Origin of the sequence: Polynucleobacter sp. MWH-Svant-W18 (assembly GCF_018687495.1) — a bacterium.
Classification (GTDB): Bacteria; Pseudomonadota; Gammaproteobacteria; order Burkholderiales; family Burkholderiaceae; genus Polynucleobacter.
On the sequence record NZ_CP061293.1, the window covers coordinates 457,196 to 470,800 of the forward strand.

Below are 13,605 nucleotides of genomic sequence, written 5' to 3' on the forward strand. Positions count from 1 at the left end.
TGTTTATGCGAATGACTGTTCGAATTCTTCGAGCTTGATGGCATTCATCAGAAAAAGAATTTGGCGTTGAAAGTTTTTACGTTCTGCAACTTTGTCATGGGGCAGACGATCATGCTCCCTTAATAGTTGGGTAATGACAGGGTTGTAATGCTCACGGACCGGGGACATCGAAATTCCTTGGTAAATATCTTGTTAGGATCAATGTACCAAGGGGTCTATATATCTACAAGGAATATATAGCGATATCTAAATTACTTTAAGGTATATAGATTGTTTACTTCTCTACGAACGCACGTTCAAAGACGTAATCGCCCATTTGGCCAAGGCTTGGTGAGACTTTAAAGCCCTTGGCATCTAACATCTCTGAGGTTTCTTTAAGCATGGATGGGCTGCCACAGATCATTGCACGATCTACTGCTGGATCAAGTGGTGGCAAGCCAATATCTTTAAAGAGTTGACCAGATTCAATTGCAGTAGTGAGACGACCAGTATGTTTGAATGCTTCGCGTGTCACAGTTGGGTAGTAGATCAGTTTTTCACGAATGAGTTCACCAAGATACTCATCTTGAGTAAGTTCATCTCTGATGTAGTCGGCATAAGCCAATTCGCTTACTAAGCGCACGCCATGAATCAAAACTACTTTTTCAAACTTATCATAAGTCTCCGGATCACGAATGATGCTCATGAATGGCGCCAAGCCAGTGCCAGTACTAAATAGGTAGAGATGCTTGCCTGGATTTAAATCATCCAATACCAATGTACCAACGGACTTTTCGCTTACCAAGATAGGGTCGCCAACTTGAATCTTCTGGAGGCGTGATGTCAGTGGACCGTCTTGAACCTTAATGCTCAAGAATTCCAAATGTTCTTCATAGTTAGGGCTGGCAACGCTATAGGCGCGTACTAATGGTTTGCCGTCTACTTCAAGGCCAATCATCAAGAAGTGGCCACTACGAAAGCGCAAGCCCTTATTACGGGTGGTAGTAAAGCTAAAGAGGGTGTCGTTCCAGTGGTGAACAGTCAGAACGGTTTCGGTGTTGTATGCGGCCATAAATGCGTATTGGTTAAAAGAGGCAAAACGATGATTATCCCATTCTTAGAGGTCGATTTCAGGACCAATCCTCTGAAAAATAGGACTCTGTAGTGATATAGATCAGACTTTTAGTAATAAAGAGCCCGAATTTAAGGCCTTCTACATAGAGCCCGCTATTATTTGAATATGACTCGATCCCAATGCCTTTGTCTCTCCTTATTTAGCTTCGGACTGGTGGTCTTTGCAGTCACTCTGCAGCAGACCGGTTATCAGGGCGTCAGTTTTTTACCTTGCCCTTTATGTGTTTTGCAAAGGGTTGGATATCTTGGAGTGGGCATTTCCTGTTTGCTAGCCGCTGGTATTGCGCCTCTCAGAAAGTTTTTCCATGGCATAGCCATCTTGGCGGCGGGGTATGGGGTAATGATCGCAGGGCATCATGTTTGGCTCTTATCCCATCCTGGCGATTCTTGTGGCATCGATCCACTCGAGACATGGATTAACCAATTTCAATTAGCCAATGCCTTGCCTTGGCTATTTAAGGCCGATGGACTTTGTTCAGCAAAGCTTCCAGCTATTCTAGGTTTGCAAGTGCCAGAATGGTCTTTGCTTTGGTTTGGAGTGTTGTTATTGATACTGCTATTCACTTTCTTTAGAAAATCTCGTGCTTAGCTAATAACAATCCCATCTTTTACAGGATTCGTTTTAACCCATAAGATCTACACATACTGATTGCATTGAGGAATATTGATGACTTACTTTACTGATAACTCCCAGACCATTGGTCGCACACCTTTAGTTCGTCTAAACCGCGTGACTGATGGAGCAAAAGCGACTGTGCTCGCCAAGATTGAAGGCCGTAATCCTGCCTACTCTGTGAAGTGTCGTATTGGTGTAGCAATGATCAATGATGCCCAAGAAAAGGGTTTGCTTGGGCCGGGCAAAGAACTGGTTGAACCAACCAGCGGCAATACTGGGATCGCATTGGCTTTCGTGGCTGCAGCTCGTGGTATTCCACTGACGCTCACCATGCCAGAGACGATGAGTATTGAGCGTCGCAAGCTGCTCACTGCTTTGGGGGCAAAAATTGTTTTGACTGAAGGCCCTAAAGGCATGAATGGTGCAGTTGCCAAAGCCAAGGAGATTGCAGAGTCCGATCCTAAAAAGTATGTATTGCTCCAACAATTTAGTAATCCATCGAATCCGGCGATTCATGAAAAGACCACCGGCCCAGAAATTTGGGAAGACACCGATGGCAAGATAGATGTATTTGTTGCAGGTGTTGGAACAGGTGGCACTATCACTGGCGTTGGCCGTTATATTAAAAATACTAAGAAAAAAAATATCGAGGTAGTAGCGGTAGAGCCGACCACGAGTCCGGTGATTACTCAGAAACTTAATGGTGAAGAGATCAAGCCAGCTCCACACAAGATCCAGGGCATTGGCGCTGGTTTCGTTCCAGATAATCTTGATTTATCTGTAGTGGATAAAGTTGAGCAAGTGAGTAATGAAGAAGCGATTGAATTTGCTCGCCGCATTGCTAAAGAAGAGGGCATTTTGGTGGGTATCTCCTGCGGAGCTGCAGCTGCAGTGGCTGTACGTCTTGCCAAAAGGCCTGAGTACGCAGGTAAAACAATCGTTGTTGTTCTGCCAGACACTGCTGAGCGTTACTTGAGTTCAGCCTTGTTTGAGGGTGTGTTTGATGAAAAAGGTTTGCCAGCGTAAGGAATTTATTGCTATTGCTGGGCAATAAAAAAGGCACCCTCGGGTGCCTTTTTTATTTTGAGAATGATTACTCTTCTTCACGACGTAAGTGCGGAAACAAGATCACGTCACGAATATTTGGTGCATCAGTAAGTAGCATAACCAAACGATCGATACCAATACCGCAGCCACCAGTTGGAGGCATGCCGTATTCAAGGGCGCGAATGAAGTCATGATCAAAGTACATTGCTTCTTCGTCACCAGCTTCTTTTTGCTCTACCTGTTTGCGAAAGCGATTGGCTTGATCTTCTGCATCATTGAGTTCTGAGAAGCCATTGGCAATCTCGCGACCTGTGATAAATAATTCGAAGCGCTCTGTAATACCAGGGCGGGTATCTGACTCTCTAGCAAGTGGGCTCACTTCAATTGGATAGTCAATGATGTAGGTTGGCTCCCAAAGATGCTCTTCAGCAACCAATTCAAATAAAGCAAGTTGCAGGGCGCCGATACCTGCGTTCTTGAGTGTTGGGGCATCTGGATTCTCGCCACCCTTTTTCAATTCAGCGCGAATGAAGTTAGCATCAGCTAATTGAGCCACTTCGTAGTTCTTGCCGGACTGACCGCAATACTTGAGAATTGCTTCATTAATCGTTAGGCGATGGAATGGCTTGCTTAAATCCAGTTCACGACCTTGATGGGTCAACACTGCGGTACCCTGCGCATCAATCGCTGCTGCACGAATCAAACCTTCTGTGAAGTCCATCAACCAACGGTAATCTGTATAGGCTGCATAGAATTCCATCATGGTGAATTCTGGATTGTGACGTGGGCTCACACCTTCGTTGCGGAAGTTGCGGTTGATTTCAAAGACGCGTTCAAAACCACCGACTACCAAACGCTTGAGGTAGAGTTCCGGCGCGATACGCAAGAACATTTGCATGTCGAGTGCGTTGTGGTGGGTAATGAATGGCTTAGCTGCTGCGCCACCTGGAATGGGGTGGAGCATGGGGGTTTCGACTTCCATGAAGTCGGCGTCAAGCATATGGCGACGTAATGAAGCAATCGCATTGCTGCGGGCTTTAAAAGTATTGCGACTCTCTGGATTCACAATGAGGTCTACATAACGCTGACGATATTTGGTCTCAAGATCAGATAGGCCATGGAATTTATCTGGCAAAGGACGCAGCGACTTACTCAACAAACGCAAATTGCTGCACTCAACGGAGAGCTCGCCTTTGTTGGTCTTAAAGAGATTGCCTTCGGCCGAAATAAAGTCGCCCATATCCCAGTGCTTAAATGCACCGTGGGTATCGGCTCCACTAAGTTCATCGCTGATGTAGAACTGAATTTGACCACTGCGATCTTGAATGGTGGCAAAGCTTGCCTTACCCATCACGCGTTTGAGTACCATTCGGCCAGCCATCTTTACATGAACTTTCTTCGCAGCCAGTTCTTCTTTGGTGAGGCTGTCATAGTGCGTATGCAAATCTGCTGCTAAATGGGTCGGCACAAAATCATTCGGAAAGGCAACCCCGTTCTCGCGTAACTTGGCCAGTTTTTCACGACGCTCTGCAATGATGTGATTTTCATCCACCGCTTCTGTAGCTGGTGTAGTGCCTAAATTGGTTTTATCGTTCATATAGATAGGTAATTAAACGCCTTGCTTCAGGCTGGCTTCGATAAAGGCATCGAGATCTCCATCCAATACTTTTTGGGTATTGGAGATCTCGACGTTAGTGCGTAAATCTTTAATGCGGCTTTGATCCAATACATATGAGCGGATCTGATGACCCCAGCCTACATCCGTTTTGCTGGCCTCCAACTTGTCTTGTTCAGCGCGCCGCTTTTGCATCTCATGTTCGTATAAGCGTGACTTGAGCATGGTCATGGCTTCTGCACGGTTACGGTGTTGGCTACGGTCGTTCTGACACTGCACCACAATGCCTGTGGGCATATGGGTGAGGCGTACTGCTGAGTCAGTTTTATTAATGTGCTGACCACCAGCACCCGAAGCACGATAGGTATCAGTGCGGATGTCGGCAGGATTAACTTCAATTTCAATCGAGTCATCAATCTCTGGATAAACATAGATCGATGCAAAAGAGGTGTGGCGACCATTAGAGGAATCAAATGGGGACTTTCGTACTAAGCGATGTACGCCAGTCTCGGAGCGAAGGTGTCCGTAAGCATATTCACCATCTACTTTGATGGTAGCGCTCTTGATACCCGCAACATCACCATCAGATTCTTCCAGGATTTCAGTTTTGTAGCCCTTACGTTCGCAATACTTGAGATATTGGCGATACAGCATGCTAGCCCAATCGCAGGCTTCTGTACCGCCAGCACCTGCTTGAATATCAATAAAGCAATTACAGGAGTCCATCTCATTGTGAAACATGCGGCGGAACTCAAGATCGTTAATGATCTTGCTGTAGGTTTCAACATCTAACTCAATCGCAGCAATCGTATCGAAATCACCTTCTTCTTTAGCCATATCAAAGAGCTCCAGAGCGCTGGTGATATTGGTATTTAAATCAGTGAGAGTAGCAACCACGCCATCAAGCAATTTCTTTTCTTTGCCGAGGGCTTGCGCTTTCTTTTGATCATCCCAAATAGTGGGATCTTCTAGTATCGAGTTGACTTCAGTAAGGCGACGTGACTTTACGTCGAAGTCAAAGATACCCCCGAAGAGCTTGCTCACGGGTGAGCAGATCGGACAAGGTATTTGAAATAGTGTTTAGTTGTTCAGCTTCCATCCCCTAATTATAAGGGGGTTATTGCACTCTACTTGGAGATTGCGTGGCTCTCGTCATGTGCCTCAATCATGAGTTGGATACGGGCCTGTCCTTGGTAGCGATCGGTCACTAGCCGATAAGCCAGTTTGGCTTTAGCTGGCAGGCTTTGGGTACGATTGAACCAAACCCCGGTGATTGGCTTGTTGCCAGGATTCCCGCCAATTGGCTGGAGCATCAGACGCAGGTGCTTTTCTTTCATGAGGCTTTGTTGGGCAATCTCAAACTCTCCATAAAATACTGGCTGCGGAAAGCCTTGGCCCCAGATTTCTTCGGCAAGAAGATCGGCAATTTCAGGAGTGAACTCAGAAGCTTCTAGGGCGCCATCATGAGCATGGCGCCGCTCTAGTAATTCATCATTCAAGAGGCTGCTTGCTACTTCCTGAAAACAAGCATCAAACTTATCAAAATCACTTTTGCGTATAGTTAAGCCGGCTGCCATTGCGTGGCCACCAAACTTCAAAATGAGACCAGGTTCACGTTTAGAAACTAAATCTAAAGCATCGCGCAAATGAAATCCTGTTAGTGATCTGCCTGACCCACGTAGCTCCTCACCTGTATTGCCATCAGCTGGAGCAAAGACAATGGCAGGGCGATTGAAGCGCTCTTTTAGGCGTGAGGCCACAATGCCAACCACCCCTTGATGCCATTCTGGATTCCAAAGGCAGATGCTGGTGCGCTGTGCAATGGTTCCAGCCAATTGATCTTCAGCAAGGTGCGCAAGTGCTGCTTCTTGCATACCGGTTTCAATGACCCGCCGTTCGCGATTAATGCGATCTAGTTCTTGGGCCAGCGTCATCGCTTCTTCAGCGTTATCTGTCAGTAGTAAACGTATCCCTAAAGTCATATCCGCTAAGCGCCCAGCAGCATTAAGGCGGGGGCCAATGGCAAAGCCCAAGTCAAAGGCATTGGCCTTACGAGGATCTCGTCCTGCAGCCTGGAATAAGGCTTGTATACCGGGCTGTGAAACTCCGGCCCGTATTCGTTTTAAGCCATTAGAGACCAGCACGCGATTATTGCGATCTAGTTGGGCAACGTCGGCAACAGTGCCTAAGGCAACGAGATCTAATAAGTTTTCAACTTTAGGTTGTGTTTCGTTGGTAAATTTTCCACGCTGACGTAGTTCGGCACGCAAAGCAACTAAGAGATAAAACATCACGCCAACCCCAGCAAGTGCCTTGCTTGGAAAACTACAGCCAGGTTGGTTGGGATTGACGATAGCGGTCGCATTTGGAAGGCGATCACCGGGTAGATGATGATCAGTCACAATCACTTCCATACCAAGCTCGCGAGCACGGTCGACACCAGCTTCACTAGCAATGCCGTTATCAACAGTAATCAGATATTTGGGTTTGGGGATTTGTTGTGCGGCAAGCTCAACTACTTCAGGTGTTAAGCCATAACCCATCGTAAAGCGATTCGGTACCAGAAACTGAATGGGAGTTTCTGCTCCACCAAGCATCCGTAGGCCACGCAGACCTACTGCACAAGCAGTAGCACCGTCACAGTCATAGTCTGCAACGATGAGCATAGGCTCTTTACGCTCCAGGATATCTGCCAATAAAGTTGCTGTGTTGAGGCAATTCTTGAGCTCGGTGGGAGAGATGAGGTTTTTTAATTCGAGTGAGAGTTCTTCGGGGGATTCTAGGCCTCGAGCCGCATAGAGTCTGGCGAGTAGTGGGTGTAAACCGCTTTGCTGTAACCAGCTTGCCGTGCGCTCTGAAAAGGGGCGTTGCGAGAAAAGACTCATGAAGAAATGATCTCTTGCCATGTCAGGGGTTCTGCTTTTTTCCAGAATGCCCATGATTTTTTATTTAGGTCTTTAATGGTGAAGCATCGCTGACGTACTTTTCCATTCGGGAAATCAATCAGCAGCACTTCATCTAATTCTTTATTTAGTAGTGCAGCACTCAATGTTGGCCAGATCGTTGCTGGATGCTCGAGCCAGGCAAACGCACCCGCCATCTCATGACCACTCAATTGATTTGAGTAAGGAAGGCTCAATAGCTTTGCCAAACCAGCAAGCAGGGGGTGAGGCCCATAAAGATGGCGCGATTGTTTTATTACCTCAGGGATTTGCACATCATTCAATTTACCAATACCACTAATCCATAAAGAATTAATACTCGGCATGCCGCGCTGTTCACGCTCTTCATTTACGGAACCAATATGCCAAAGCATTTGGATTTCATTTTGGAGTTTGCGCCAGCGCTTTGCGATGCCCGTCTCATTCGTATCTCGTGGCATCCACCAATCAATATTACGACCGTGGGCTTGATCGACACTATAGCTAGCTAGGCTAGCAAATGGACCCGCTGGAATAAACCAATAGCGCTCTCCTTTAAACAAGACAGGACTTTGAAAATCTTCTTCAATAAAAGGTAGGGCAACTTTCAGGAGTTCAGCAGATTCAGTTGCCGTCAGATCAATCTGGTTTTGTCCCATCAAAATCAGATGATCTCGCGTTGCATGTAAATGAACGGGTTGTAAGCAAGCGATGACTTCCTCAGGATTCATTGCCTCCGTACTTTGACCTAAGAGCAAGACTGGGGCGATAGGCGCTAGATTCCCCAGTAAGAAACGCTCATGTGGCAGTCCTATGGTTGGGCGATCTACAAGCTTAGATCCTTCATCCATGTCATATGCGTCCTCACCTGACAACAACAGGGTAAAACGCCTTAGTTGGCTTTGGGAGGAGGTTGGATGTGCAGTCATTCCCCTGATTTTAGGTGGCATTTAAGAATTCCATCGGTTTGTCTGTGCAATTGTCTAAACTGTGGCTATGTTGAGACTTCCTATTGAGCTAGAAATTGGCCTGCGTTACACCCGATCCAAGCGCCGCAAGACCGTGGGTAAGCGTGATGGCTTCCTGTCCTTTATCTCGGGAATATCAACCGCCGGTATCGCCTTGGGGGTAGCTTCCCTCATTGTTGTCCTCTCGGTCATGAATGGCTTTCAAAAAGAAGTTCGTGATCGCATGCTCTCCGTTCTGTCCCATGTAGAAATTACTGCGCCAGAAGGCTTGGCAGATTGGCAACCCATCGCCCTTAAAGTTGCTGCTCAGCCGCATGTGGTTGGTGTGGCCCCAATGGTGAGTTCACAGGGATTACTTAGCCGCGATAACGTGATGCGAGGCGTTGCAATTCGTGGAATTTTGCCCAGCGAAGAAGGAAAGGTTTCGGATCTACCAAAACAATTTGTTGCTGGCAGCATTAATGATCTGCAAGCAGGTGGGTTTGGTGTTGCATTAGGGGCACAACTTGCAGCTTTAGTAGGTGCTCATGTTGGTGATCGCGTGAATCTAATTGTTCCAGAGAGTGATTTAACTCCAGCAGGTGCAATGCCACGGATGCGTACTCTGCAAGTAGTGGGTATTGTGGATAGCGGCCATTATGAGTACGACAGCTCCTTAGCGATCATGCACTGGAAAGACGCTGCCGCCTTATTGCGCTTGCATGACCCATCAGGTTTGCGTATTAAGGTAGACGATATGCAACGTGCTCCAGAGATAGCTACTCAATTGGCTGCGATAGTTCCACAAGCGCTATGGGTCACTGATTGGTCACGCTCCAACCGCAATTGGTTTGCTGCAGTTCAAACTGAGAAGAAGATGATGTTCATCATTCTGACTTTGATTATTGCGGTGGCGGCTTTTAATTTAGTCTCAACGCTAGTAATGACTGTCAATGAAAAGCAAGCAGACATTGCGATTCTGAGAACAATGGGCGCGAGTCCAGGATTGATTCAAAGAATCTTTTTAATTCAAGGTCTTGCTATTGGCATTATGGGTTCATTAGCCGGCGTGGCCTTAGGTTTATTAATAGCACTTAATATCGATGTGATTGTTCCGGCTATTGAAGCAATCTTCCGCGTGCGTTTCTTGCCTCGCGAGGTGTATTTCATTAGCGAGTTGCCATCGGATGTGAGGATGGGTGATGTGCTTACTGTTGGATTAATGGCTTTTGGATTGTCGGTATTAGCCACGCTGTACCCAAGTCGTCGTGCTGCCAAAGTTCAACCTGCGGAGGCATTGCGTTATGAGTGACCAGAATAATTTAGTGCTTATAGCAAGAGGACTGGCGAAGACCTATGGTCAAGGCCCTACTGCAGTTGAGGTGCTAAAGGCAGTTGACTTAGATGTTGCCCCTTCAGAGAAGTTGGCGATCGTAGGCTCTTCAGGTTCAGGCAAAAGCACGCTATTGCATCTCTTAGGTGGTTTAGATACTCCGAGCGCAGGCTCTGTGGTGCTTGCAGGCTCTCATTTAAATCAGCTATCAGTGAAAAAATTAGACCAATTGCGTAATCACAGTCTGGGTTTTATTTATCAGTTCCATCACCTCCTAGATGAATTTAGTGCGGTGGAGAACGTAGCTTTGCCCTTGCGGATTCGGGGCTTGGGTAATGACGAGTCTATGGAGCGAGCTAGTAAGATGCTTAAAGCAGTTGGATTGGCAGCCCGAGAACTTCATACCCCAGGCGAACTCTCTGGTGGGGAGCGTCAACGAGTGGCTGTTGCAAGAGCTTTAGTCGGGAATCCTGTTTGCGTGTTAGCGGATGAGCCAACAGGTAATTTAGATACTGAAACAGCTGATGGAGTATTTGACTTGATGTTAAATATCGCTCGCGATCAGGGCACTGCCTTTGTGATCGTGACGCATGATCCAGTTCGCGCTAAACGTTGTGATCGTATTTTGCATCTAGAGCGCGGAGTATTAAAGCCATTTTCCCAGTGATGGCGACAGTCAATCAGCCAATGTGGATTGATACTCACTGCCACTTAGATGCGCCAGAATTTTTAGGCTCACTACCATCGATTATTTCTGCAGCAAAAAATAAGAATGTTCAAGCCATTCTCTTGCCAGCAGTTAAAGCTGCTGACTGTCAACACGTGAGAAGCTTGGCAGCTGAATTTGGAGTCGAGCTACCTGGATTGGTGTACACCTTAGGCATCCATCCCTTGTATACCAATCAAGCTCATGAGAATGACATTGCCATTCTGGAGGGGCAAATTACGCAATCGCTTGGGGATCCGCGGTTTGTAGGTATTGGTGAGATAGGTTTGGATTATTTTGTAGAGGGCCTAGATCCTCACAAACAAGAATATTTTTTCAATGCACAACTCGATTTAGCGCAACAGTTTCAATTGCCAGTAATTTTGCATGTTCGTCGCTCCCAGGATGCCATCCTTAAAGGTCTACGTCGTCGCAATATACCAAGCGGTATTGCTCATGCATTTAATGGTAGCTTTCAGCAGGCAGAGCAATTTATTGAATTAGGTTTTAAGTTGGGATTTGGTGGCGCTGCAACTTACGAGCGCGCTTTACAAATTAGAAGACTCTTAGCAGAACTGCCAATTGAAAGTATTGTGACTGAGACCGATGCACCTGATATTCCGCCTGCATGGTTGCGAGAAGAGGGTGTTGCATTTAATGAGCCGGCTTTTCTACCGCGTATTGGAAGAGAGTTGGCATCTATTCGTGGTCTGAGCGATGATGAATTTGCATTAGCTGTGTGGCGCAATGCCATGCAAGTTTTACCCCGCTGGTCGGCACTATGTGCTGGCTTTGCAAACCCCAAGCTAGCCTCTTAATTCCTTGCGCTTAGCTATTACGGCGTTTATCGCCGGGGGATCGCTCCTATTATTTTTGCCGCATGTTCCCGCAAACTGGGCATTTGGATGTTCCCTTCTCGGGGGAATCCTATTTGGTTTCATTTGTATTCCTAGATCAAAACCCTTATTGCGTCACATGCTAGTGATTGCCCTCATGTTTGTCTTCGGGTTTGCGTGGAATGCTCGATATGCAGAGAATCGACTTAACAATATTCTTGCGGTGGAGTTGGAGGGTAAAGAGTTAACGGTAGAAGGGCGCGTAGTAGGTTTGCCCCAAGGTAATGCTGATGGTGCAAAGTTTGCATTTGAAATTGAGCATCTTCTTTTTAATGGCGAATATCAGGATCAATTTCCGGGGCAGGTTTATTTAAGCTGGCAACCCGCTTGGAGAAATCCAGAGGCCATTCCGGAAGTGATTCCAGGTCAACGCTGGAAATTTAGGGTCAAGTTAAAAAGACCTTATGGTTCTTTGAATCCCTTTACCTTTGATTTTGAGCGCTGGGCATTCCATCAGGACTTTGGTGCCAATGGTTCTATTCGTTCTGGCGAGTTAATTCTCATGAAAGATATTGGGATTACAGAATTTGTATTGCGAATGGAGTTAGCACGATGGGAATTACGCAAAAAGATTAAATCACTCCTGCCGGCAGACGCACGCTATGCCGGTGTCATTATTGCTTTAGTGATGGGGGATCAAAATGCCATCAATCAGGAAGACTGGCAGGTATTTAATGCAACAGGAATTGGACATCTCATCTCCATCTCAGGTTTACATGTGACGATGTTGGCTGGGGTAGGAGCATCGATCGCTGGATTTATTTGGCGACGCCGTTCTTTACCTCTAATCGTTCCTGTCAGCAAGGTTGCGGGAGTGTTTGGATTTCTGACTGCATTTGTCTATGCCTGGTTGGCAGGGTTTCAGATTCCTGCACAGAGAACGATGTATATGGTTGGAGTCGTCGCATTTGCGCTTTGGTCTGGCCGAAATCCACGCTCCTTTGATATTTGGTGGTGGGCACTCGCTTTAGTTTTAATAATTGATCCTATGGCGCCATATACACCAGGTTTTTGGCTCTCATTTGGCGCTGTTGCAGCAATCTTATTTGCGATGGGCGATTCAGTGGGATTGCTAGGCATTCCCACTGGAAAAGAGCTGCAGATTCATTGGACTCATCGCATGATTCAGGCTCTTCGTGAAGCTTCTCGAGTGCAAGCAGTGGTCACTATCGCATTACTACCGTTTACTTTGTATTGGTTTTATCAGGTATCGGTGGTCTCGCCATTGGCTAATGCATTTGCTATACCTCTAGTAAGCTATGTTGTGACTCCTTTAGCCATTGCTGGAGCATTGTTACCCGACTTTATTGGTCGTTGGCTCTTGCTACCAGCGCATGCTGCCATGGAATATTTGGCCATAGCTCTGGATTGGATGGCAGGGTGGTCTTGGTCGGTAGTCTGGGCAAGACAGCCTGGGTGGTGGGTATTGCTCCTCTCAGGCTTAGGAATTATTTACGCTATTCGTCCAGGGGATTTAATGAGTAGTTGGAAATCACGTACCTTAGCCTTATGCTTATCTATACCTTTGTTTACTCCAATTTCTCAGTGGTGGACTAATGCCTCTTTATCCGCAGGTGAATTCAGAGCAACAGTGCTAGATATCGGTCAAGGTACTGCAGTTTTGATTGAGACTCGGAATAAAAAGTTGCTATACGATACTGGTCCTATACAGGGTAAGAAAGATGATGCTGGACAGCGAGTCATCCTTCCTTATTTTCGCGGTAGAGGCATTGATCACATTGACCGAATGGTCATTAGTCACAGTGATAGTGATCATGTTGGGGGTGGAGCTACCTTGTTAAAACATATTCGATTTGATTCAATGATGGGGTCACTACCTTCTAATAATTCTTTGCTGGAAAATTTCCAGGCGAGGAAAATTCCTAGCCTACCTTGTCGTTTTGGACAGCACTGGGCATGGGATGAAGTGGATTTCATCGTTTGGCATCCGCACGAAGAGACCCTCTTTGCGGATCAATACTCTAGAAAACCGAATGAAATGAGTTGTGTACTTGAGATACGTAATCAGGAAAACTCTCTTTGGTTAACTGGTGATGTTGAGAAGCAGGGCGAAGCAGAAATTACTGAACGATTAAATTTGATCAGACTAACTGAACTGGGTAAGCGAAAAATAATTTTTATGGCTCCACACCATGGCAGTAAAACATCTTCTTCATTGGAATTGCTTAAAACCTTAGAGCCTGATTATGCTTTTGCCCAAAACGGTTACCGTAATCGATATGGTCACCCCCATGCCACAGTTACAGCCCGATACAAGGACTTAAATATGCCTTTTTATCAATCTCCAATTACTGGAGCTCAGATTTGGACCTTTAATAAAGGCGGGCCCTCAGTGCAATTTTGGAGGCCTTCTACAAATCGCTTGTGGCATCGAAAGGTAGATTGATAGA

Annotated in this window: 12 protein-coding genes; 6 read left to right on the forward strand and 6 right to left on the reverse strand. The window is 46.3% G+C overall.

Annotated elements, in window-relative coordinates:
* Positions 1 to 3: 3 nt before the first annotated feature.
* The gene (locus C2757_RS02485) at positions 4 to 168 is read right to left on the reverse strand and encodes a hypothetical protein (RefSeq protein ID WP_215375708.1); all 165 of its coding nucleotides are present in this window, start codon (positions 166 to 168) and stop codon (positions 4 to 6) included.
* A gap of 106 nt (positions 169 to 274) precedes the next feature.
* Positions 275 to 1,051, reverse strand: coding sequence for a ferredoxin--NADP reductase (locus C2757_RS02490; protein ID WP_215375711.1), 777 nt, complete (start codon positions 1,049 to 1,051; stop codon positions 275 to 277).
* 168 nt (positions 1,052 to 1,219) lie between these two features.
* Here C2757_RS02490 and C2757_RS02495 point away from each other — a divergent pair, with 168 nt between their 5' ends.
* Positions 1,220 to 1,702, forward strand: a complete 483-nt coding sequence (locus C2757_RS02495; RefSeq protein WP_215375714.1) for a disulfide bond formation protein B — start codon at positions 1,220 to 1,222, stop codon at positions 1,700 to 1,702.
* 78 nt (positions 1,703 to 1,780) lie between these two features.
* Positions 1,781 to 2,755 carry a cysteine synthase A gene (gene cysK / locus C2757_RS02500; protein ID WP_215375717.1) on the forward strand — a complete coding sequence of 325 codons (975 nt, stop codon included), beginning with the start codon at positions 1,781 to 1,783 and terminating at the stop codon, positions 2,753 to 2,755.
* Between the two features lie 67 nt (positions 2,756 to 2,822).
* Here cysK and lysS read toward each other — a convergent pair whose 3' ends face one another.
* The 4 genes from lysS to C2757_RS02520 all read right to left on the reverse strand — a co-directional run bounded on the left by lysS (position 2,823) and on the right by C2757_RS02520 (position 8,241).
* Entirely contained in the window at positions 2,823 to 4,373 is a 1,551-nt protein-coding gene (lysS, locus tag C2757_RS02505; protein WP_215375720.1) for a lysine--tRNA ligase, read from the reverse strand.
* A gap of 12 nt (positions 4,374 to 4,385) precedes the next feature.
* Positions 4,386 to 5,490, reverse strand: a protein-coding gene (gene prfB, locus C2757_RS02510) for a peptide chain release factor 2 (protein WP_215375723.1) whose coding sequence is annotated in 2 segments (ribosomal slippage) — positions 4,386 to 5,417 and positions 5,419 to 5,490 — 1,104 coding nt in all. Because the reading frame shifts where the segments join, the coding sequence is not laid out codon by codon here.
* 28 nt (positions 5,491 to 5,518) lie between these two features.
* Positions 5,519 to 7,276: a single-stranded-DNA-specific exonuclease RecJ gene (gene recJ / locus C2757_RS02515; protein WP_215375726.1), complete on the reverse strand. Its 1,758-nt coding sequence runs from the start codon at positions 7,274 to 7,276 to the stop codon at positions 5,519 to 5,521.
* Positions 7,273 to 8,241, reverse strand: coding sequence for a hypothetical protein (locus C2757_RS02520; protein ID WP_251366775.1), 969 nt, complete (start codon positions 8,239 to 8,241; stop codon positions 7,273 to 7,275). The genes recJ and C2757_RS02520 overlap by 4 nt, the downstream gene beginning before the upstream one ends.
* A 67-nt stretch (positions 8,242 to 8,308) precedes the next feature.
* On the opposite strand from C2757_RS02520, the gene C2757_RS02525 reads away from it, so the two are divergent.
* From C2757_RS02525 to C2757_RS02540, 4 genes are read left to right on the forward strand one after another with little or no spacing between them, the layout of a single operon-like run.
* Positions 8,309 to 9,571 carry a lipoprotein-releasing ABC transporter permease subunit gene (locus tag C2757_RS02525; RefSeq protein WP_215375731.1) on the forward strand — a complete coding sequence of 421 codons (1,263 nt, stop codon included), beginning with the start codon at positions 8,309 to 8,311 and terminating at the stop codon, positions 9,569 to 9,571.
* Positions 9,564 to 10,259: an ABC transporter ATP-binding protein gene (locus C2757_RS02530; protein ID WP_215375734.1), complete on the forward strand. Its 696-nt coding sequence runs from the start codon at positions 9,564 to 9,566 to the stop codon at positions 10,257 to 10,259. Before C2757_RS02525 ends, C2757_RS02530 begins: the two co-directional genes overlap by 8 nt.
* 20 nt (positions 10,260 to 10,279) lie before the next feature.
* Entirely contained in the window at positions 10,280 to 11,116 is an 837-nt protein-coding gene (locus C2757_RS02535; protein ID WP_215376792.1) for a TatD family hydrolase, read from the forward strand.
* 55 nt (positions 11,117 to 11,171) lie between these two features.
* On the forward strand, positions 11,172 to 13,601 hold the full coding sequence (locus C2757_RS02540) for a DNA internalization-related competence protein ComEC/Rec2 (protein WP_215376795.1): 2,430 nt from the start codon (positions 11,172 to 11,174) through the stop codon (positions 13,599 to 13,601).
* Positions 13,602 to 13,605: the final 4 nt, after the last annotated feature.

Excerpts from the sequence above, each read along its gene's own strand:
- C2757_RS02485 (WP_215375708.1), bottom strand. The coding sequence starts at position 168 with ATGTCCCCGGTCCGTGAGCATTACAACCCTGTCATTACCCAACTATTA.
- C2757_RS02490 (WP_215375711.1), bottom strand. The coding sequence starts at position 1,051 with ATGGCCGCATACAACACCGAAACCGTTCTGACTGTTCACCACTGGAAC.
- C2757_RS02495 (WP_215375714.1), top strand. The coding sequence starts at position 1,220 with ATGACTCGATCCCAATGCCTTTGTCTCTCCTTATTTAGCTTCGGACTG.
- cysK (WP_215375717.1), top strand. The coding sequence starts at position 1,781 with ATGACTTACTTTACTGATAACTCCCAGACCATTGGTCGCACACCTTTA.
- lysS (WP_215375720.1), bottom strand. The coding sequence starts at position 4,373 with ATGAACGATAAAACCAATTTAGGCACTACACCAGCTACAGAAGCGGTG.
- recJ (WP_215375726.1), bottom strand. The coding sequence starts at position 7,276 with ATGAGTCTTTTCTCGCAACGCCCCTTTTCAGAGCGCACGGCAAGCTGG.
- C2757_RS02520 (WP_251366775.1), bottom strand. The coding sequence starts at position 8,241 with ATGACTGCACATCCAACCTCCTCCCAAAGCCAACTAAGGCGTTTTACC.
- C2757_RS02525 (WP_215375731.1), top strand. The coding sequence starts at position 8,309 with ATGTTGAGACTTCCTATTGAGCTAGAAATTGGCCTGCGTTACACCCGA.
- C2757_RS02530 (WP_215375734.1), top strand. The coding sequence starts at position 9,564 with ATGAGTGACCAGAATAATTTAGTGCTTATAGCAAGAGGACTGGCGAAG.
- C2757_RS02535 (WP_215376792.1), top strand. The coding sequence starts at position 10,280 with ATGTGGATTGATACTCACTGCCACTTAGATGCGCCAGAATTTTTAGGC.